21 protein-coding genes are annotated in these 19121 nt (G+C 66.5%); 10 read left to right on the top strand and 11 right to left on the bottom strand.

The annotated features are described in order from the left end of the window. Both VGF12_RS09700 and VGF12_RS09695 read right to left on the bottom strand, forming a co-directional pair. A partial coding sequence (locus tag VGF12_RS09700) for a methyl-accepting chemotaxis protein (protein WP_331175830.1) occupies positions 1-1006 on the bottom strand: 1006 nt, incomplete at its 3' end. Positions 1007-1018: 12 nt separating this feature from the next. After that, positions 1019-1834: a transporter gene (locus VGF12_RS09695; protein WP_331175829.1), complete on the bottom strand. Its 816-nt coding sequence runs from the start codon at positions 1832-1834 to the stop codon at positions 1019-1021. 100 nt (positions 1835-1934) lie between these two features. On the opposite strand from VGF12_RS09695, the gene sbcB reads away from it, so the two are divergent. The 3 genes from sbcB to VGF12_RS09680 all read left to right on the top strand — a co-directional run bounded on the left by sbcB (position 1935) and on the right by VGF12_RS09680 (position 4766). Further along, complete coding sequence (gene sbcB / locus VGF12_RS09690) at positions 1935-3368, top strand: exodeoxyribonuclease I (RefSeq protein ID WP_331175828.1); 1434 nt, start codon at positions 1935-1937, stop codon at positions 3366-3368. A gap of 82 nt (positions 3369-3450) precedes the next feature. Then, positions 3451-4380, top strand: coding sequence for a GGDEF domain-containing protein (locus VGF12_RS09685; protein ID WP_331175827.1), 930 nt, complete (start codon positions 3451-3453; stop codon positions 4378-4380). Positions 4381-4493: 113 nt separating this feature from the next. After that, on the top strand, positions 4494-4766 hold the full coding sequence (locus VGF12_RS09680) for a flagellar basal body rod protein (protein WP_331175826.1): 273 nt from the start codon (positions 4494-4496) through the stop codon (positions 4764-4766). A gap of 402 nt (positions 4767-5168) precedes the next feature. Here VGF12_RS09680 and VGF12_RS09675 read toward each other — a convergent pair whose 3' ends face one another. Then, positions 5169-5414 (bottom strand): XRE family transcriptional regulator, encoded by a 246-nt coding sequence (locus VGF12_RS09675; RefSeq protein ID WP_331175825.1) that lies wholly within the window; start codon positions 5412-5414, stop codon positions 5169-5171. 485 nt (positions 5415-5899) lie between these two features. On the opposite strand from VGF12_RS09675, the gene gdhA reads away from it, so the two are divergent. After that, positions 5900-7243, top strand: a complete 1344-nt coding sequence (gene gdhA, locus VGF12_RS09670; RefSeq protein ID WP_331175824.1) for an NADP-specific glutamate dehydrogenase — start codon at positions 5900-5902, stop codon at positions 7241-7243. A 64-nt stretch (positions 7244-7307) separates the two neighbouring features. On the opposite strand, the gene VGF12_RS09665 is transcribed toward gdhA, so the two are convergent. The 8 genes from VGF12_RS09665 to VGF12_RS09630 form a co-directional block, all read right to left on the bottom strand. Next, positions 7308-7697: a ribbon-helix-helix domain-containing protein gene (locus VGF12_RS09665; RefSeq protein ID WP_331175823.1), complete on the bottom strand. Its 390-nt coding sequence runs from the start codon at positions 7695-7697 to the stop codon at positions 7308-7310. A gap of 32 nt (positions 7698-7729) precedes the next feature. Next, the gene (locus VGF12_RS09660) at positions 7730-8308 is read right to left on the bottom strand and encodes a DJ-1/PfpI family protein (protein WP_331175822.1); all 579 of its coding nucleotides are present in this window, start codon (positions 8306-8308) and stop codon (positions 7730-7732) included. A gap of 134 nt (positions 8309-8442) precedes the next feature. Continuing rightward, positions 8443-11034, bottom strand: a complete 2592-nt coding sequence (gene acnB / locus VGF12_RS09655; protein WP_331175821.1) for a bifunctional aconitate hydratase 2/2-methylisocitrate dehydratase — start codon at positions 11032-11034, stop codon at positions 8443-8445. A gap of 33 nt (positions 11035-11067) precedes the next feature. Then, positions 11068-11478 carry a type II toxin-antitoxin system VapC family toxin gene (locus VGF12_RS09650; RefSeq protein WP_331175820.1) on the bottom strand — a complete coding sequence of 137 codons (411 nt, stop codon included), beginning with the start codon at positions 11476-11478 and terminating at the stop codon, positions 11068-11070. After that, positions 11475-11735, bottom strand: a complete 261-nt coding sequence (locus VGF12_RS09645; RefSeq protein WP_331175819.1) for an AbrB/MazE/SpoVT family DNA-binding domain-containing protein — start codon at positions 11733-11735, stop codon at positions 11475-11477. Before VGF12_RS09645 ends, VGF12_RS09650 begins: the two co-directional genes overlap by 4 nt. A 104-nt stretch (positions 11736-11839) precedes the next feature. Next, complete coding sequence (locus tag VGF12_RS09640; RefSeq protein WP_331175818.1) at positions 11840-12409, bottom strand: hypothetical protein; 570 nt, start codon at positions 12407-12409, stop codon at positions 11840-11842. A 122-nt stretch (positions 12410-12531) separates the two neighbouring features. Further along, entirely contained in the window at positions 12532-13533 is a 1002-nt protein-coding gene (locus VGF12_RS09635) for an HpcH/HpaI aldolase/citrate lyase family protein (protein ID WP_331175817.1), read from the bottom strand. A 62-nt stretch (positions 13534-13595) separates the two neighbouring features. Continuing rightward, positions 13596-14582, bottom strand: a complete 987-nt coding sequence (locus VGF12_RS09630) for a malate dehydrogenase (RefSeq protein ID WP_331175816.1) — start codon at positions 14580-14582, stop codon at positions 13596-13598. Between the two features lie 80 nt (positions 14583-14662). Between VGF12_RS09630 and VGF12_RS09625 the strand changes: the two genes are divergently transcribed. From VGF12_RS09625 to VGF12_RS09600, 6 genes are all read left to right on the top strand, one after another. Next, a complete protein-coding gene (locus VGF12_RS09625; RefSeq protein ID WP_331175815.1) occupies positions 14663-15379 on the top strand; it encodes a GntR family transcriptional regulator in 717 nt (238 codons plus the stop codon). Positions 15380-15473: 94 nt separating this feature from the next. Then, entirely contained in the window at positions 15474-15902 is a 429-nt protein-coding gene (sdhC, locus tag VGF12_RS09620) for a succinate dehydrogenase, cytochrome b556 subunit (protein WP_331175814.1), read from the top strand. Between the two features lie 23 nt (positions 15903-15925). Continuing rightward, a complete protein-coding gene (gene sdhD, locus VGF12_RS09615; protein WP_331175813.1) occupies positions 15926-16285 on the top strand; it encodes a succinate dehydrogenase, hydrophobic membrane anchor protein in 360 nt (119 codons plus the stop codon). Further along, positions 16285-18054 carry a succinate dehydrogenase flavoprotein subunit gene (sdhA, locus tag VGF12_RS09610; RefSeq protein ID WP_331175812.1) on the top strand — a complete coding sequence of 590 codons (1770 nt, stop codon included), beginning with the start codon at positions 16285-16287 and terminating at the stop codon, positions 18052-18054. The genes sdhD and sdhA overlap by 1 nt, the downstream gene beginning before the upstream one ends. Positions 18055-18065: 11 nt before the next feature. Then, a complete protein-coding gene (locus tag VGF12_RS09605) occupies positions 18066-18767 on the top strand; it encodes a succinate dehydrogenase iron-sulfur subunit (protein WP_331175811.1) in 702 nt (233 codons plus the stop codon). A gap of 11 nt (positions 18768-18778) precedes the next feature. Further along, positions 18779-19054: a succinate dehydrogenase assembly factor 2 gene (locus VGF12_RS09600; protein WP_331175810.1), complete on the top strand. Its 276-nt coding sequence runs from the start codon at positions 18779-18781 to the stop codon at positions 19052-19054. Positions 19055-19121: the final 67 nt, after the last annotated feature.

The following is a 19121-nucleotide window of genomic DNA, read 5'->3' as shown; positions in this document are numbered from 1 at the left end:
CGGTGCCGCCTTGCTGAGCCACTGCCGCGGCCGAGCGCGCGAGCGCGGTGGCGCGCTGGGCGGTCTCGGCGTTGTTGCGCACGGTGGCGGTCAGCTCCTCCATGGCCGATGCCGTCTGCTCCAGGCTGCTGGCCTGCTCCTCGGTGCGCTGGCTCAGGTTCGCGCTTCCGGTGGCGATCTCGGCCGAGCCGGTGGCGATGGAGTCCGCGCTCGAGCGCACCTGGCCGACGATGTGGGCGAGGCTTGTGCCCATCTGTTCCAGCGCAAGCAGCAGGTGGCCGGTTTCGTCGCGGGTGTGGCCTTCTACGTGATGGCTGAGGTCGCCGGCCGCGACGGTCTGCGTGTGGCTGACGGCGCGCTGCAGCGGCTGCGTGATGCTGCGCGCCGCGACGAGATTGAAGCCCAGCAGCAGCGCCGCGCCGATGATGGCCGCCGCGATCAGCAACCACCGTGCGCGTGATGCCGAGGCCGCGCCGGTCGCGTCGGTTTCCTTGGCAAGGGCCTCGATGAGGTCGCTGAGCTGCTCCATCTCTGCCTCCAGCGCCTTGAAGGCCTTGCCGAAGACCGGTAGCCGGGCTTCGGCTGCGGCCAGGTCCTTGCCGGCCAGTGCGACCACCTCATTGGCGCTGTCGATGTAGGCATTGAGCTGGGCCTGGGTCTTGCCGATGGCCGCCGAGATCGCCGGGCTGAGGTCCAGGGACTTGAGTTCGTCCATGTGCTCGCGGAACGCCTTGGTGTGCCCTGCAATGTCGCGCTGCGCGTCGGCCACTTCGGTTGTCTGGCCCTTGAGTCCGCCCATCACTGCACGCAGCACGTCGCCGCGGAGCGCGTCGTGCATCATGTCCGCCTCCAGTTGCGAGCGCAGCGCCGCGTTGGAGCGGGCGACCGACTCGGCGGTGCTGGACAACGTGCCCAGGGCCAAATAGCCCACCACGCCGACGAGGGAGACGAAGAACAGGCCCAGCAGGCTCAGGGCCAGCAGGCGCTGGCGGATGGTGAGGCTCATCGAAGCGTCTCCTCAGAAGCGGGCGGACACGCCGACCGTCCAAGCCAGGTCGGGCGCATTCCTGTTGATGCCGCGGGACAGGGCCATGTCCACCTGCAGGTCGCGGCCCAAGAGATAGGCCAGCCCGGTGTCGAAGGTGACGACACTGCCGCCATGGCGGCTGGCAGCGAGCTGCTGGCCGGAAACCTCGACGAAGCCGCGCAACCTGTCGGTGAATGATCTGCCGAGGACGCCGGCCAATATGGCGCCGACGAAATGCCGGCCGTCCTCGTCACGGTCGCGGTAGATGCCGGGCATGACGCCGAACGACCAGCCGCCCGCGAACTCCCATTCGGCCACGAAGCGCAGCGATGGCCGCAGCCCATGGCCGCGGAATGCCCCCGAACCGCTGTCCACGTCCATGTGCAGCAGCCAGCCCAGCCCAGGCGTGCCGGCTTCCTCATCGCCGTCTCGCTGGTGCCATTTGACGCCCACCGACAGGTCGGACCAGCCGTTCTCGCGCGTCGTGAGGCCGGCCGCCTCCGTCTTCTGCCGCAGCCGGCCGTCTGTCTCGAAGCGCAGTTCCCAGGCTTCGGCGATGCCGATGCGCAGCAGCGTGGGGGTGCTGGCCAGACGCGTCTTCACGCCACCCTGGCGGTCCCGCTCGAAGGCCACGCTGGTCTCGAGCTGAAAGCGTCCCTTGCCCACCACGTCGCTGGATTCGACGAAATCCGGGCGGTCGGTGGCGATGGTGTCGTCCTCGGCCCGTACCAGGCCGGGGGCTGCTGCCAACCCCCCCGCGAGCGTGAGGGCCAGGCATGCATCAAGCAGCGCTGAGTGGGTCTTCAAGGCGAGCTCCCTTCCTTCATGCGACGTTCGGACCACTCTAGCGGAGCCCCCCAGGCTTGGCGACTGAAGCGTTCGTCAGGGCTTGCGCTATCGTGACGACATGACCGATCTGAGCTTTTTCTGGCACGACTACGAGACTTTCGGCCGCGTGCCGCGCCGCGACCGGCCGGCGCAGTTCGCCGGCCTGCGCACCGATGCCGAATTGAACGAGATCGGCGAGCCGCTGATGCTGTATTGCCAGCCCGCGCCCGACTACCTGCCCGACCCCGAGTCCTGCCTGCTCACCGGGATCCTGCCCCAGCACTGCCTGAAAAACGGCGTGCCGGAGCACGAGTTCGCCGCGGCCATAGAGACCGTGCTGGCCCTGCCGGGCACCGTCGGTGTGGGCTACAACTCCATCCGCTTTGACGACGAAGTCACGCGGCACCTGTTCTGGCGCAACCTCATCGACCCCTACGGCCGTGAATGGCAGAACGGCTGCGGCCGCTGGGACCTGCTGGATGTCGTGCGCTGCGCCTATGCGCTGCGGCCTGACGGCCTGGAATGGCCCCGGCACGAGGACGGCCGCCCGAGCTTCAAGCTCGAGCACCTGACACTCGCCAACGGTGTAGCCCATGAAGCCGCACACGATGCGCTGTCCGACGTGCGTGCCACCGTGGCGCTGGCGCGCAAGCTGCGCCAGGCCCAGCCCAAGCTGTGGGATTTCTGCGTCAAGCTGCGCACCAAGCAGGCGGTGTGGGAAGAGATCGGCGTCGGCAAGCCCTTCCTGCATGTCTCGGGCATGTACGGCCCGGACCGCGGCTGCATCGCACTGGTCTGGCCGCTGGCCCCGCACCCGACGAACAAGAACGAGCTGATCGTGTGGGACTGTTCCATGTCGCCCGAGGAGCTGCTGACGCTGAATGCCGAGACCATCCGCCAGCGCATGTTCACGAAGCAGGACGAACTGCCGGAGGGCGTCACACGCCTGCCCATCAAGACCATCCACGTCAACAAGAGCCCGATCGTCATCGGCAACCTGAAGACGCTCAGCCCGGCAATGGCCCAGCGCTGGGGCCATGACGTCGAGGCCCAGCTCGAGAACGCCAAGGTGCTGGCGGAGAAGGGGCGGTTGCTGGACGGCCTGTGGGCCGATGTGTTCCAGCGCGAGCCATTCGCGCCGGCCGATGTGGACGAGGACCTCTACGGTGGCTTCATCGGGACTGAGGATCGTCGTGCGCTGAACCGCGTGCGCACGACGCCGCCCGAGCAGCTCACCGAGCGCGCCGCCCAAGGAAAGCTGGCCTTCCAGGACGCTCGGCTGGATGAGCTGGTGTTCCGGTGGCGGGCGCGGAACTTCCCGCAGGCGTTGTCGGCCGAGGAGGCGGAGCGCTGGCATGCGCATCTGAGCGCAAGGCTGCACGCAGGCGAGGGTGGCGCTCAGACGCTGTCGGCTTTCATGGAACGCATCGACCAGTTGGGCGAGGCGGCCGACGAACGCGGCGAGGAGATCCTCGCGGCGCTGTATGACTATGCGGAGCAGATTGCGCCCTGAAGCTGATCCCGTGATGGGCTGCATGGCCGAAAGCCGGCAGTCCTGCGATAGTCGGGCCTGAAGATCGATCCGGAGACTCCCCATGAGCAGCGCCCCCGCCCTCGACGAGGACACCACCGCCGCCCGACTGCGCGCCCTGCTGGTGCGTGCGCCGACGGCCGTCGCCTTTGTCAGCGGCCAGCGTTTTGAGGTCGTCAGTGATGAGTTCAACCATCTTTTCGGCTTTGGCGACGACAACGACCTGTGCGGTCAGGGCACGCGCGTGGTGCACACCACCGACCTGGCGCATGCGGGCCTGACGGAGCGCGCGGCGGCAGCCTTTGCCGCCGGCCGGCCGCTGGACGAGGAGATCGAGTATGTGAAGCGCGACGGCCACCGGTTCTGGGGGCGGCTGCAGGCCACGCCCGTGCACTGGGAAGCCCCTGGGGCCGAGGCGCTCTGGATCGTGGAGGACGTGACGGCCGCGCGCGCGCAGCGTTTGCAGCCGACTTGGACGGCCAAGCACGACACCGTTACCGAGCTGGCCAACCGCCGGGAGTTCGAGCGCCGACTGGCCGAGCATGTCGGCAGCCGCCGCGGCGAGCCCGTGTCGATACTGTGGCTGGACGTCGACAAGTTCAGCGATGTCATCCGGGACATGGGTGCCGAGGTGGGCGACCATTTCCTCTATGGCTTGGGCCAGATGCTGATCGGCAAGGTGCGAGCCTCTGATCTTGTCTCCAGGCTTGAGGAAGACCATTTCGCCATCCTTCTGCCTGATTGCGACCAGCACTACGCGCAGATCATTGCCGAAAAGGTGCGTTCCGCCGTCGCCGGCTATCGGCTGCGCTGGGGCCTGCACCGCACCCGGGTGAAGGCATCGTTGGGCGTGGTTCAGGTCCAGCCCGCGCTCGCGACCGTGGAGGCGGTGCTGGGAGCCGCTGCGCTGGCCTGTACCGAGGCCAAGGCGGCGGGCGGCGACAGTGTGCGGGTCTTCGTGTCGGCCGGCGGCTACGAGGAGCTTGCGGGCTGATTTCACGGATTTCGATGGTGTGATCCGCTGAAATGTGGGGTTTTTTGCCGAATGTTCTAAAGTTGGGTCCAGCTTGGCCGATGTAGCGGTCGGAGCGCTCAACACTGAAGACCATGACCGTCGCCTTCTCCACCGCCCTGTCCGGCATGTCGGCCGCCAACGAGCGGCTGCGTGCATCGGCGGCCAACATCGCGAACCTGGCGACGAGCAATCAGGATCGCCTCAGCCCCGAACCCGCAAACGTCGACAAGGTGCCCGAGCGCGAGATCAATCCGGCCAACGAGGTGGTCGAGCAGCAGTCGGCGGCGTACGCGTTCGTTGCGAACCTGAAGGTGCTGCAGACGCAGCTCAACACCACCGGCGCATTGCTGGACATCAAGGCCTGAGCCTGACATTCCCTGCGCGCGAGCGGCCTTGAGGAAACTCGGGCCGCTTTTTCGTTGGCGCGTTCGACGGGTACTCGCCAGCTCCCAATCCGTACTGCCGGCGCCCCAGCCGTGGCCGCCAGCCGCAAAGAAAAGGGGACCGCGAGTCTGTGTCTTGCTCCGCGTCGTGATCGACGCTCACGACGTTGATGGCGAGAACCGCCCATCTCTGTACTTCGCGCGGCCCGAAATCTAGCCCGATCAAGGGCTTGCGAGCCTCATGCTCGCCGAGTCCTGAACCGGGTGTTCATTCAACTCTGAACGTTCCCGGTTTCCGTTCAGATGCGACCGATCAAGCGCGGCGCGCTCTGCTGCCCCACCCCCAGCCACCACAGGCTCATCGCGTCTTGCGGTTTGTAGGCATCAACCATCGCGCCGCCTCCCCTTGTTCTGGATCGCCAGGATTTCCTGGGCCAGGGCCTGCGCGTCGCTCTCCGGGGCCGCCAGGTGGCGCAAGGCGTCATCCTGACCCACGAGCCACAAGGCCGTGGCGTAGACCCCCATGCTCACGCGCGGATCACCTTTTTCCATCGCGGCCAGCGTGGGCACGGACACGTTCATGCGCAGCGCCCAGGAGCGCAAGGATTCCTTGCGCCGCTTGCGGCCCAAGCGAAGGTGCTCCCCCAGTACTCCCAGGGAAACCTGCACGGAGCTAGGCAGCGAGGCGATGCAATCGGCGACTCTTGGCATAAAGAGAGATTACACATATTGGCCAATTTGTGAAACCATAAATTCACAAACATGGCCGCCCCAACGAGAAGGATGCCCCATAGCGCCCCGCCAGCGGGCTTCTTCCGTCGCGTCGTCGCCTTCGCCACCGGCCGACCCGAAGGCCCGGCGCGGCCACCCACCCATCCAACGCCGCCAGGCCGAGCGCCCGGCGGGCGCCACCTCCAAAAGTTCAGACTTGAATGAACGAAGTTCAGAGTTGAGTGGTTTTCGACAGTTGAGGGTTGTCGGGAGGCGATCCGCGATGCCTATTTCTGGTGCGAAACCGGGGTTGGCAACCCAAGATGGTGCATGGCTTCATGTCTTTTTAACATGACGGCCTGTTGTGGCGACGTTCCGCCCCTCCTGTCCCGAGATCTGCTTCCATGAAATACGCGTCCCTAGGTCAATTCCTCGAGCATGTCGCCCACCGCAATCCCGGCCAGCCCGAGTACCTGCAGGCCGTGACCGAGGTCATGGAAAGCCTGTGGCCCTTCATCGAGACGCATCCGCGCTATGCGGAGCAGGGCCTGCTGGACCGCCTGGTGGAGCCTGAGCGCATCGTGATGTTCCGTGTCTCCTGGCTAGACGATCATGGCGACGTGCACGTCAACCGCGGCTACCGCATCCAGCACAGCATGGCCATCGGGCCCTACAAGGGCGGTCTGCGCTTCCATCCTTCGGTCAATCTGTCCGTGCTGAAGTTCCTGGCCTTCGAGCAGACCTTCAAGAATGCGCTGACCACGCTGCCCATGGGCGGCGGCAAGGGCGGCTCGGACTTCGACCCCAAGGGCAAGAGCCCGGCCGAGATCATGCGCTTCTGCCAGGCCTTTGCGACCGAGCTGTTCCGTCACGTCGGCCCTGATAGCGACGTGCCGGCCGGCGACATAGGCGTGGGTGGGCGGGAAGTGGGCTTCATGGCGGGCATGGTCAAGAAGCTGTCCAACAGTGCCGCCAGCGTGTTCACGGGCAAGGGGTTGGCCTTCGGCGGCTCCCTGATCCGCCCCGAGGCGACCGGCTACGGCACTGTTTACTTTGCACAGGAGATGCTCAAGACCCGTGGCCGTTCCTTCGAGGGACTGCGCGTGTCGGTGTCCGGGTCGGGGAACGTGGCGCAGTACGCGGTCGAGAAGGCGATGCAGCTGGGCGCCAAGGTGGTCACGGTGTCGGACTCCAGCGGCACGGTCGTCGATGAGGCCGGCTTTACGCCAGAGAAGCTGGCCATCCTCATGGACGTCAAGAACCATCACTACGGCCGCGTCAGCGATTACGCGCGGCGGACCCAGGCGCATTTCGAGGCCGGCATGCGCCCCTGGCATGTGCCGGCGGACGTGGCGCTGCCCTGCGCGACGCAGAACGAGCTGGACGCCCAGGACGCCGCCAAGCTGATCGGCAACGGCGTGCTGTGCGTCGCCGAGGGCGCCAACATGCCCGCGACCATCGAGGCTGCCAAGGCCTTCGAGGCGGCGGGTGTGCTCTACGCGCCGGGCAAGGCCAGCAACGCTGGCGGCGTGGCGACGTCGGGCCTGGAGATGAGCCAGAACGCGATGCGCCTGTCGTGGACGCGTGAGGAGGTGGATGCCCGGCTGCTGCAGATCATGCAGGGCATCCATGCCGCCTGCCTGAAGCACGGCACGCGCCCCGATGGCAGCGTCAGCTACATCGCAGGCGCCAACGTGGCCGGCTTCGTGAAGGTGGCCGACGCCATGCTGGCCCAGGGCGTGGTGTGAGCCGGGCGCCCCTGGGGCGCTCCGCAGGTTCAGCAAGCAGGGGCCGCGAGGCCCCTGTGTGTTTTCAGTCGCCGGCGCGTGGCAGTTCCACCCGGTCCGGCCTGCGCGCCCAACTGGGCGGCAGGTCCGCCAGCACGGCGGCGGGATCCAGCGAGCGTATGGGCACGCCCAGGTCGGCCGGGATGCGCTGGCGTGCCAGCAGCGCCATGTAGCGCAGCGCCGAGACGCGCAGGAAGGATGCAAAGTTGCCAACCGCGCCGCGCGCCTGTACCAGCTCGTCGTACAGCTTCTCGATCAGCAGCGTGACGCTCATGCCGTCGCGCGCGGCGATCTCGTCCAGCACCTCCCAGTGCAGGTTCTCCAGGCGGATGCTGGTGACCACGCCGTGCAGGCGTACCGAGCGCGTGCGCGACTCGTAGGATTCGGGGTTGGCGCTGATGAAGACCTGACACATGGCACACCTCCTGGCGGCATTGTGCGCGCCGCTCAGTGGCTGATGCGCGTGCCCAGCACGGCCAGGAACTGCGCGATCCAGGCAGGGTGGGCCGGCCAGGCAGGTGCCGTGACGAGATTGCCGTCGGTGACGGCCTGGTCCACGGGAATGCTGGCGTAGCTGGCGCCCGCCAGCTCCACCTCGGCGGCGCAGGCCGGGTAGGCCGAAACCTTCTTGCCGCGGATGACGCCCGCGGCGGCCAACAGCTGAGCGCCGTGGCAGATGGCCGCGATGGGCTTGCCGGCCTGGGCGAAGTGCTGCACCAGCGGCAGCACGCCGGCCACCGTGCGCAGGTACTCCGGGGCGCGACCGCCGGGGATCACCAGGCCGTCGTAGTCGGTGGCCTGTACGGCATCGAAGCTGGCGTTGAGCACGAAGCGGTGGCCGGGCTTTTCGGAATAGGTCTGGGCGCCTTCGAAGTCGTGGATGGCGGTGAACACGAAATCGCCCGCCTTCTTGCCTGGGCAGACGGCGTCGACCTGGTGGCCCACCGCCAGCAGCGCCTGGAAGGGCACCATGATCTCGTAGTCCTCCACGTAGTCGCCGGCCAGCAGAAGCAGTTTCTTGCCCATGTTCGTCTCCTTGGGTTGATGGAGCGTCGATTCTGGGAAGACGGCGCGGCCCGCAGGTAACAGCCGGTTGTGGCCGGAAGCACGAAAGCCCCCGCCGGCTGGGGGCCGGCGGGGGCTTTCAGGGGCAGGGGCCGTCAGGCGGCCACGCTCTTCGCGGCGTCCGCGTATTCCTCGATCTGGTCGAAGTTCATGTAGCGGTACACGCTGGCGGCATCCTTGTTGATGATGCCCATGGCGTCGTGGTACTCGGCCACCGTCGGGATCTTGCCCAGCTTGGACGCGATGGCGGCCAGCTCGGCCGAGGCCAGGAACACATTGGTGTTCTTGCCCAGGCGGTTCGGGAAGTTGCGGGTCGACGTGGACACGACGGTCGCGCCCTCGCGCACCTGGGCCTGGTTGCCCATGCACAGGCTACAGCCCGGCATCTCGGTGCGGGCGCCGGCAGTGCCGAACGCGGCGTAGTGGCCTTCCTTGATCAGCTCGCTCTGGTCCATCTTGGTCGGCGGGGCGACCCACAGCTTGACCGGGATGTCGCGCTGGCCGCCCAGCAGCTTGGCCGCCGCGCGGAAGTGGCCGATGTTGGTCATGCACGAACCGATGAAGGCCTCATCGATCTTGGTGCCGGCCACGTCGGACAGCGTCTTGGCATCGTCCGGATCGTTGGGGCAGCAGAGGATGGGTTCCTTGATGTCGGCCAGGTCGATCTCGATGATGGCAGCGTACTCGGCGTCCTTGTCGGCTTCCAGCAGGTCGGGCTTGGCCAGCCAGGCCTCAACCTTCTCGATACGGCGCTGCAGCGTCTTCGCGTCGGCATAGCCGTCGGCGATCATGTTCTTCATCAGCACGATGTTGGAGGTCAGGTACTCCTTGATCGGTGCCGGGTTCAGCTTGATCGTGCAACCGGCGGCGGAGCGCTCGGCGGAGGCGTCGGACAGCTCGAAGGCTTGCTCGACCTTCAGGTCCGGCAGGCCCTCGATCTCCAGGATGCGGCCCGAGAACACGTTCTTCTTGCCGGCCTTGGCGACGGTCAGCAGACCCGCCTTGATGGCGTACAGCGGGATGGCATGCACGAGGTCGCGCAGCGTCACGCCGGGCTGCATCTCACCCTTGAAGCGCACCAGCACCGATTCGGGCATGTCCAGCGGCATCACGCCGGTGGCGGCGCCGAAGGCCACCAGGCCGGAGCCGGCCGGGAAGGAGATGCCGATGGGGAAGCGGGTGTGCGAGTCGCCGCCGGTGCCGACCGTGTCGGGCAGCAGCAGGCGGTTCAGCCAGCTGTGGATGACGCCATCGCCAGGGCGCAGGGCCACGCCGCCGCGGTTGCTGATGAAGGCAGGCAGCTCACGGTGGGTCTTGACGTCCACGGGCTTCGGATAGGCGGCCGTGTGGCAGAAAGACTGCATGACCAGGTCTGCCGAGAAGCCCAGGCAGGCCAGGTCCTTCAGCTCGTCGCGCGTCATCGGGCCGGTCGTGTCCTGCGAGCCGACGGTCGTCATCTTGGGTTCGCAGTACGTGCCCGGGCGCACGCCCTGGCCTTCCGGCAGGCCCACGGCGCGGCCGACCATCTTCTGGGCCAGCGTGAAGCCGGCGGTCGACGCCGCCGGTGCCTGCGGCAGGCGGAACTGGGTGGAGGCGGGCAGGCCCAGGAACTCGCGCGCCTTGGCGGTCAGCGAGCGGCCGATGATGAGATTGATGCGGCCGCCGGCGCGCACTTCGTCGAACAGCACGTCGCTCTTGAGCTTGAACTCGGCGACGGTCTCGCCGTTCTTCACAAGCTTACCGTCATAGGGCAGCACGTCGATGACGTCACCCATTTCCAGCTTGGAGACGTCCACCTCGATCGGCAGCGAGCCGGAGTCTTCCTGCGTGTTGAAGAAAATGGGAGCGATCTTGCCGCCCAGCGTGACGCCGCCGAACCGCTTGTTGGGCACGAAGGGGATGTCTTCGCCGGTGGCCCAGATGACCGAGTTGGTGGCGGACTTGCGCGAGGAACCGGTGCCGACAACGTCGCCGACATAGGCCACGACATGGCCCTTCTTCTTCAGGTCGTCGATGAACTGCATCGGGCCGCGCTTGCCGTCTTCCTCGGGCTTGAAGGCCGCATCGGAGCGGGTGTTCTTCAGCATGGCCAGGTAATGCAGCGGGATGTCCGGGCGGCTCCAGGCGTCGGGGGCGGGGGACAGGTCGTCGGTGTTGGTCTCGCCAGGCACCTTGAAGACGGTGACGGTGATCTTCTTCCCGACCTCAGGGCGCGAGGTGAACCACTCGGCATCGGCCCACGACTGCATCACTTCCTTGGCCTTGGCGTTGCCGGCCTTGGCCTTGGTGGCGACGTCGTTGAAGTAGTCGAACATCAACAGCGTCTTCTTCAGGCCTGCAGCGGCCACGCTGGCGACTTCGGCGTCGTCCAGCAGCTCGATCAGCGGATGGACGTTGTAGCCGCCCACCATGGTGCCCAGCAGCTCGGTGGCCTTGGCCTTTGAGATCAGGCCGACCTTGACGTCGCCGTGGGCGACGGCGGCCAGGAACGAGGCCTTGACCTTGGCAGCGTCGTCCACACCCGGGGGCACACGGTGGGTCAGCAGGTCCAGCAGGAACGCGTCCTCGCCGGCCGGCGGGTTCTTGATCAGCTCGATCAGCTCGGCGACCTGCTTGGCGTCCAGTGCGAGAGGCGGGATACCAAGGGCGGCGCGTTCGGCGACGTGTTGGCGGTAGGCGGTGAGCATGAGGGAACTCCTGGAACGGGGATGAAAACGGACTCAGGACCTGGGCGCGATGACGCGCAGGCCCTTGAAGTAGTCGCGGAAGAAACCGGCGTCGCGGGTGATCAGGCCCTGGCATTGCAGCAGGGCATGCGCGCCGATGAGGAAATCGGGAACGGAGCGCTTGGCGTCGGCGCTGGCCGGCAGACGCTGGCGGTAGCGGCGCTGCATCTCGCCGGCGCGCAGGGCAGCGCGCAACTCCAGTGGCGAGAAGCCAATGCCGATGGCTTCGAGCGTTTCAAGCACGATGTCGCTGTGGCCCAGGCCGGCCACCACCTCGCTGACCACCACCTCGCAGGCCACGACCGGGCCGGTCGAGAGCGCGCTGCGCAGCAGTTGCTCGGCCTCGTCCGCGGACGGGCCGTCGCCGATGTAGTCGACGAGGATGGAGGTGTCGACTGCGATCAAGCAGCTTCCTCCGGCGGTGGGTAGGGGTCGCCCGGTGCGCGGCCGCGCAGTTCGCGCATCACGTCATCGGTGGTCGTGCCTTCAGGCAGCTTGATGCGCCCGCGCATCTTGGACAGGGCGTCGCCCACGTCCTTGCGCAGGATGATGCGGCCACCGTCCAGTTCGACCTTGAGCGTCGTGCCCTTGGTCAGGCCGAGGGCGTCTCGGACGGCTTTGGGCAGCGTGATCTGCCCGCGCTCGGCAACGGTGGCTTCCATCAGGCCTCCAGCGGCTGGCCGCCGGCAGGCCAGCGACTCAGGTATGCATCAGAAAGTATGCATTCATTCTACATACCTGAGCCAAGGGTTTCAACCGAGACGGTTCACTTGCCGGCCATGGGGGTGATGCCGAGACCGCTGCGGGCCTGCTCGGCCGCCTCGGCTTCGGGATCAGCGATCTTGGCGGCCTTGGCGGCTGCGATCAGCTTCTCCTGCTCGGGATGGACGCAGTCGTCCAGGAGGCGCTGGCCGATCTTGGTGTCCAGCAGCATCGATTTGTTCGCGATCTGGATCATCAGCGTGCGGCCGGTCACGTCTTCCAGTCGCAGGGCGCCGGTTGACGACAGCACGGGCTTCATCGTGATGACCTGCTTCTTCCAGGCGACGTTGATATAGCCGGCCACCTTGGGATGCTTGTCGAGGTGGACATGCTCCTTGAACTCGCACGCGTAGTCGCCGATGTAGGCGCGCTCGGCGGCGGCGAGCTGAGGTTCGTCAGCGTCATTCAGCACGGGTTCGGGCGGCGGCGGGGGGGCCTTCTTCGCGGCCGCCTTGGGGGCTGCCTTGGCGATGGGCTTGGCGGTGGCCTTGGTCGACGGAGTCTGGGCCAGGGCGGGCAGGGCAGCGCACAGGATCAGGGCGGCAGCGCATCCGCGGAGCGAGGTGTACGGCATCGAGGTGGAGCGGAAGAGAGGGGGGAAATGGGGGGCGGCGCATCTTGGCCGAAGTGAGGGCGGCCAGGGGTGAGCAGGTGTGAGGATTGTCCGGCGCCTCATGCCTCGCCCAGGTCCGTGCTTTACCCGATGGAGACTGGGAAAAACGCCTGCCGTGCCTCCACAGGGAGCGGGCTGCCGGTGCGTTCGGCACGCTCCAGCACGGTCCAGAAATAGCGATAGCTGGCGCGATCGTGCAATCGGTCACGGAAGGAGGTCGGCGCCCACTGGGCCGCCTGCGCCGCCAGCAGAAGTTCGGCCGCCTCGATGACCTCGTCGGCGTCGGGCGCGAAGGCCTCGACGATGGGGCGGATCTGGTCGGGGTGGATGCTCCACATGCGCGTGTAACCGAACTCGCGCGCGGCACGGCGGGCGGCGGTGGCGAGTGCCGATGCATCGCGAAACTCGGTGACGACGCAGTGCGATGGCGTCTTGCCGAACGCATGGGCGGCGGCGGCGATCTCCAGCTTGGCGCGGACGACCAGCGGGTGCTCGAACTGGCCGGGCAGCTCCATGGCGCTCTTGGGAATGGCGCCGCCGTGAGCGGAGACGAAATCCATCAAGCCGAAGGACAGGGACTCGATGCGCGGGTGCGCAGCGATACGGAATACTTCGCGCAGCGCGCCGTGGGTCTCGATCAGGACCTGCAGTGGCAGCCGGGGCTGGCCGTGGCGTTCGCAGGCCGCGTCGATGGCGGCGATGGCGCGATCGACATCTTCGGCGCCCTCGGGCTTGGGAATCATCAGATAGGCCAGACGTCCGCCGGCCTTGGCGACCAGCGTGTCCACATCCGCCTCGAAGGCGGCGTGGCCCCAGGGGTGGACGCGGGCGCCGACGCGGCCGAAGCGGTTGGCCGCACTCGTCGCCAATTCGGCGATCAGCAGGGCATGCTCGGCCTCGCCACCGACCGGGGCGCCGTCCTCGGCGTCCAGCGTGATGTCGAAGACCGGACCCAGCTCGGCCTGCAGTGCCAGGCTCTTCCTCATGCGGGCCTCGACGCCGCAGTAGTGGTCGACGACGGGCAGCATCGCGCGAGGGGCTTCGTGGCCGAACAGGGCCAGGCGGGGAGGCAGGAGTTCGTTCATCAGCAATGGAAAAGGGCCGGCAAGCCGGCCCTTGGTCAATGGCGGGTGGGCATTACGCCCGATTACAGCAGGTGCTTGACGCCGTCCTGCTCGTCCGTCAGTTCCTTCAGCGTCTTGTTGATGCATTCCTGCGAGAACGCGTCGATCTCGATGCCTTGCACGATCTTGTACTCGCCGCCTTCGCAGGTGACGGGGTAGCCGAACATGACTTCCTTGGGGATGCCGTACTCACCGCCCGACGGAATGCCCATCGTGACCCACTTGCCATTGGTGCCCAGGGCCCAGTCGCGCATGTGGTCGATGGCGGCGTTGGCGGCCGAGGCGGCCGACGACAGGCCGCGGGCGGCAATGATGGCTGCGCCGCGCTTGCCGACGGTCGGCAGGAACACCTCGCGGTTCCACTGCTCATCGTTGATCAGGGCCTTGACCGGCTGGCCGTCGATGGTGGCGTTGCGGTAATCCGCGTACATCGTGGGCGAGTGATTGCCCCAGACGGCCAGCTTCTCGATGGAGCCGACGGCCTTGCCCGTCTTGGCGGCGATCTGCGAGGCAGCGCGGTTGTGGTCCAGGCGCAGCATGGCGGTGAAGTTCTTGGCCGGCAGGTCCGGGGCCGACTTCATCGCGATGTAGGCGTTGGTGTTGGCGGGGTTGCCGACGACCAGCACGCGCACGTTGCGCGAAGCCACGGCGTTCAGGGCCTTGCCCTGCACGGTAAAGATCTGTGCATTCGCGGCCAGCAGGTCGGCGCGCTCCATGCCGGGGCCGCGCGGGCGGGCGCCGACGAGCAGGGCGTAGTCGGTGTCCTTGAAGGCAGTCATCGGGTCGCTGTGCGCCTCGATGCCGGCCAGCAACGGGAAGGCGCAGTCTTCGAGTTCCATGATCACGCCCTTCAGCGCGTTCTGAGCCTTCTCGTCGGGAATCTCCAACAGCTGGAGGATCACCGGCTGGTCCTTGCCCAGCATTTCGCCGGAAGCAATGCGGAACAGCAGGGCGTAGCCGATTTGGCCGGCAGCGCCGGTAACGGCGACGCGAACGGGTTTCTTGCTCATGGAAGTCTCCGAAGGGGCAGTTGAAAAAGCTGGGCGAATCCCGCTGAGTGTACGGGCATACCCTGTGCTGCAATGCACCCATGCCCAAGACCCCTGCGCCGTTGTACGAGCAAATCCGCCAGTTGATCGTCGCGGCTCTGGCCGCCGGCGAATGGCGGCCAGGTGACGCCCTCCCCAGCGAGCCGGCCTTGGCGGAGCGCTTCGGCGCCAGCACCGGCACCGTGCGACGGGCGCTGGACGAACTGGCCGCCGAGAACCTCGTCGAGCGCCGCCAGGGCAGCGGCACCTTCGTGTCCACGCACGCAGCGCCGCGCCAGCAGTTTCGCTTCCTGCGTTTGGTGGCCGACGACGAGGGCGGCAGCTTCACGCGCGAGCTGCTGGGCTGTCGCCGCCTGCGTGCCACGGCCGAGATCGCCCGCGCACTGGGACTGCGCACCTCGGAGCCCATCATCGAGGTCCGCCGCCTGCTGCATCGGCGCGGGCGACCCGTCGTGCTTGATGAACTCTGGCTTCCGGAACGGCATTTCGAGGGGCTGACGGCGGAGGTGCTCGGCGGGCATCCGGGAGCGCTCTACGCCCTCTTCGAGTCGCGCTTTGGCGTGCACATGGTCCGTGCTGAGGAGAAGCTGCGCGCCGTGGCCGCCACGCCCGAGGCCGCGCGCCTGCTGCAGGTGCCCGAGGGCGAGCCGCTGCTCAGCGTGGAGCGACTGGCCTTCACCTACGGCGACCGGCCGGTCGAACTCAGGCGCGGCCTCTATCACACCGGCGCCGATCATTACCGCAACGACTTGAACTGAAGCTGACGATGGCGCAGTGCAGCATGGCTGCCAGCCCGGGTTAACTCTTGGGCCTAGAATCGTTTGGTTTCACCCCGATTACGCAGGCTCGACCATGACGGATAGCGCCAAGACAAGACCCGTATACCGAAATATTCACGTCACGCAGATCGTCAGTTACCGTCTGCCCCCCGCTGGCATCGTGTCCATCCTGCACCGCGTGAGCGGTGTGCTGATGTTCGTGTTGCTGCCCTTCGTGGTCTGGATGCTGGACGCCAGCCTGGGCTCCGAGATCTCCTATGACGGCTTCACCAACGTCTTCGTGGCCGGTGCAGCCGGTCTGCCGGCCTGGTTCGTCAAGCTCGTCGTGCTGGGCCTGATCTGGGCCTATCTGCACCACTTCATCGCCGGCGTGCGCCATCTTTGGATGGACGCGACCCACAGCGTCAGCAAGGCCCAGGGCCACAGCTCGGCGGTCTTCACGCTGGGCCTGAGCATTGCGCTGACGGTGGTGCTCGGCGCCAAGCTGTTCGGTCTGTACTGAGCCAACCTGCAAGGACAACAACAATGAGCACATTCGGCTCCAAGCGCCTCGTCGTGGGTGCGCACTACGGCCTGCGTGACTGGCTCGCCCAGCGCGTCACCGCGGTGCTGATGGCCCTGTTCACCATCGCGGTGCTGGCCCGCTTCCTGATGCCCGGCGAACTGGGCTACGACCACTGGTACAGCGTCTTCGCGCCGCAGTGGATGAAGGTCCTGACCTTCGTGGCCATCCTCTCGCTGGCCTACCACGCCTGGGTTGGCGCGCGTGACATCTGGATGGACTACGTGAAGCCTGTCGGCCTGCGACTGGCCCTGCAAGTGTTTTCTATCGTGTGGTTGCTTGGCTGTGCCGGCTGGGCAATCCAGGTGCTGTGGAGACTGTGATGACGGCAAAGATTTCGACCCGCAAGTTCGACGTGGTCATCGTCGGGGCCGGTGGCTCCGGCATGCGGGCCTCGCTGCAGCTGTCGCTGGCTGGCCTGAACGTGGCCGTGCTTTCCAAGGTCTTCCCGACCCGCTCGCACACGGTCGCCGCGCAAGGCGGCATCGGCGCGTCCCTGGGCAACATGTCCGAGGACAACTGGCATTACCACTTCTACGACACCATCAAGGGTTCGGACTGGCTGGGTGACCAGGACGCCATCGAGTTCATGTGCCGCGAGGCCCCCAAGGTCGTCTACGAACTCGAGCATTTCGGCATGCCGTTCGACCGCAATGCCGACGGCACCATCTACCAGCGACCCTTCGGCGGCCACACCGCCAACTACGGCGAGAAGCCGGTGCAGCGCGCCTGCGCCGCGGCCGACCGCACGGGCCATGCGCTGCTGCACACGCTCTACCAACAAAACGTCAAGGCGCGCACCAACTTCTTTGTCGAGTGGATGGCGCTGGACATCATCCGCGACGCCGAAGGCGATGCCGTCGGCGTGACCGCGCTGGAGATGGAGACGGGCGAGGTCCACATCCTGCAGGCCAAGACCGTGCTGCTGGCGACCGGTGGTGCCGGCCGCATCTTCGCGGCCTCCACCAACGCCTTCATCAACACCGGTGACGGCCTGGGCATGGCGGCGCGCGCCGGTATCCCGCTGGAAGACATGGAGTTCTGGCAGTTCCACCCCACCGGCGTGGCCGGCGCGGGCGTGCTGCTGACCGAAGGCTGCCGCGGCGAGGGTGCGATCCTTCGCAACAGCAATGGCGAGCGTTTCATGGAACGCTACGCCCCGACGCTGAAGGACCTGGCGCCGCGTGACTTCGTGTCGCGCTCGATGGACCAGGAGATCAAGGAAGGTCGCGGCTGTGGTCCCAACAAGGACTACGTGCTGCTGGACATGACCCACCTGGGCGCCGACACCATTGCCAAGCGCCTGCCCTCGGTGCTGGAGATCGGTCACAACTTCGCCAACGTCGACATCACGAAGGAACCCATCCCGGTGGTGCCGACCATCCATTACCAGATGGGTGGCATTCCGACCAACGTGCACGGCCAGGTGGTCGTGCCCAAGAACGGCAAGCACAACGACATCATCAACGGCCTCTACGCCGTCGGCGAATGCTCCTGTGTGTCGGTGCACGGCGCGAACCGCCTGGGCACCAACTCGCTGCTGGATCTGGTCGTCTTCGGTCGCGCCGCGGGCAACCACATCGTCGACTTCAACCTCAAGACGAAGTCGCACAAGGACCTGCCCAAGGACGCTGCGGACAAGACACTGGCCCGCCTGGCGCGCCTGGAGTCGGCCACCAACGGCGAATACGCGCAGAACGTCGCCAACGACATCCGCTCGACCATGCAGAAGCATGCCGGCGTGTTCCGCACGCAGGCCAGCATGGACGAAGGCGTGCAGAAGATCCAGGAAGTCGCCAAGCGCGTCGGCGGCATCGGCTTGAAGGACAAGTCCAAGGTCTTCAACACCGAGCGCGTCGAGGCGCTGGAAGTCGAGAACCTCATCGAGGCCGCGCTGGCGACGATGGTCTCGGCCGCCGCCCGCCCCGAGAGTCGTGGCGCCCACGCACACAACGACTACCCGAACCGCGACGACGAGAACTGGATGAAGCACACGCTGTGGTACTCCGAAGGCAACCGCCTGGACTACAAGCCGGTGAACCTCCAGCCCCTGTCCGTTGAATCCGTTCCGCCGAAGGTCCGTACCTTCTAAGTGAGCCAGACATGAAGCGCACCTTCCAGATCTACCGCTACGACCCCGACAAGGACGCCAAGCCCTACATGCAGACCATCGAGGTCGAGCTGGACGGCCATGAGCGCATGCTGCTGGACGCCTTGGTCAAGCTGAAGGCCGTGGACCCCAGCCTGTCCTTCCGCCGCTCCTGCCGCGAAGGCGTCTGCGGGTCGGACGCGATGAACATCAACGGCAAGAACGGCCTGGCCTGCCTGACGAACATGCGCACGCTGCCGGGCACCATCGTGCTCAAGCCGCTGCCGGGCCTGCCTGTCGTGCGCGACCTCATCGTCGACATGACGCAGTTCTTCAAGCAGTACCACTCGATCAAGCCCTACCTCGTCAACGACAACCCGCCGCCGGAGAAGGAGCGCCTGCAGTCGCCCGTCGAGCGTGAGGAGCTGGACGGCCTGTACGAGTGCATTCTTTGCGCGAGCTGCTCCACCAGCTGCCCGAGTTTCTGGTGGAACCCCGACAAGTTCGTCGGCCCGGCCGGCCTGCTGCAGGCCTACCGCTTCATCGCCGACAGCCGCGACGAAGGCACGGCCGAGCGCCTGGACAACCTTGAGGATCCGTACCGCCTGTTCCGCTGCCACACCATCATGAACTGCGTGGATGTCTGCCCCAAGGGTCTGAACCCCACGAAGGCCATCGGCAAGATCAAGGAACTGATGGTCCGCCGCGCGGTCTGAGTCCGATGACGATGAGTGAAGTCGCTGCGGTCCTGATCGACGAACGTGCGCTGTCCAAGCTGCGCTGGCGTTGCCGTCGAGGCCTGCTGGAGAACGATCTCTTCATCGAACGATTCTTTACGCGCCACGTGGACTCTGGCATCAGCGTCAAGCAAGCCGAAGGCCTGACGATGCTGATGGACCTGGCCGACAACGACCTATTGGACCTGTTGCTGCGCCGCAAGGAGCCCAGTGGTGAAATCGACACCGCTGCCGTGCGCGAAGTCCTTGCCGACCTGCGCACCTGATGCTTTTCAAAACCCAAAGGACCGAACCATGACCCCGTCCGACGTCAAAGCCACCCTGTCGTTCTCC

Source organism: Roseateles sp. (assembly GCF_036404855.1).
Lineage (GTDB): Bacteria > Pseudomonadota > Gammaproteobacteria > Burkholderiales > Burkholderiaceae_C > Pelomonas.
Note: the sequence above shows the minus strand (reverse complement) of the source record. Positions and strands in the feature narration are given on the sequence as shown.

Excerpts from the sequence above, each read along its gene's own strand:
- VGF12_RS09600 (WP_331175810.1), top strand. The coding sequence starts at position 18,779 with ATGAGTGAAGTCGCTGCGGTCCTGATCGACGAACGTGCGCTGTCCAAG.
- VGF12_RS09680 (WP_331175826.1), top strand. The coding sequence starts at position 4,494 with ATGACCGTCGCCTTCTCCACCGCCCTGTCCGGCATGTCGGCCGCCAAC.
- VGF12_RS09660 (WP_331175822.1), bottom strand. The coding sequence starts at position 8,308 with ATGGGCAAGAAACTGCTTCTGCTGGCCGGCGACTACGTGGAGGACTAC.
- VGF12_RS09635 (WP_331175817.1), bottom strand. The coding sequence starts at position 13,533 with ATGAACGAACTCCTGCCTCCCCGCCTGGCCCTGTTCGGCCACGAAGCC.
- gdhA (WP_331175824.1), top strand. The coding sequence starts at position 5,900 with ATGAAATACGCGTCCCTAGGTCAATTCCTCGAGCATGTCGCCCACCGC.
- acnB (WP_331175821.1), bottom strand. The coding sequence starts at position 11,034 with ATGCTCACCGCCTACCGCCAACACGTCGCCGAACGCGCCGCCCTTGGT.
- VGF12_RS09625 (WP_331175815.1), top strand. The coding sequence starts at position 14,663 with ATGCCCAAGACCCCTGCGCCGTTGTACGAGCAAATCCGCCAGTTGATC.
- sdhA (WP_331175812.1), top strand. The coding sequence starts at position 16,285 with ATGACGGCAAAGATTTCGACCCGCAAGTTCGACGTGGTCATCGTCGGG.
- sbcB (WP_331175828.1), top strand. The coding sequence starts at position 1,935 with ATGACCGATCTGAGCTTTTTCTGGCACGACTACGAGACTTTCGGCCGC.
- VGF12_RS09645 (WP_331175819.1), bottom strand. The coding sequence starts at position 11,735 with ATGGAAGCCACCGTTGCCGAGCGCGGGCAGATCACGCTGCCCAAAGCC.
- VGF12_RS09605 (WP_331175811.1), top strand. The coding sequence starts at position 18,066 with ATGAAGCGCACCTTCCAGATCTACCGCTACGACCCCGACAAGGACGCC.
- VGF12_RS09665 (WP_331175823.1), bottom strand. The coding sequence starts at position 7,697 with ATGTGTCAGGTCTTCATCAGCGCCAACCCCGAATCCTACGAGTCGCGC.
- VGF12_RS09685 (WP_331175827.1), top strand. The coding sequence starts at position 3,451 with ATGAGCAGCGCCCCCGCCCTCGACGAGGACACCACCGCCGCCCGACTG.
- sdhD (WP_331175813.1), top strand. The coding sequence starts at position 15,926 with ATGAGCACATTCGGCTCCAAGCGCCTCGTCGTGGGTGCGCACTACGGC.
- VGF12_RS09640 (WP_331175818.1), bottom strand. The coding sequence starts at position 12,409 with ATGCCGTACACCTCGCTCCGCGGATGCGCTGCCGCCCTGATCCTGTGC.
- sdhC (WP_331175814.1), top strand. The coding sequence starts at position 15,474 with ATGACGGATAGCGCCAAGACAAGACCCGTATACCGAAATATTCACGTC.
- VGF12_RS09630 (WP_331175816.1), bottom strand. The coding sequence starts at position 14,582 with ATGAGCAAGAAACCCGTTCGCGTCGCCGTTACCGGCGCTGCCGGCCAA.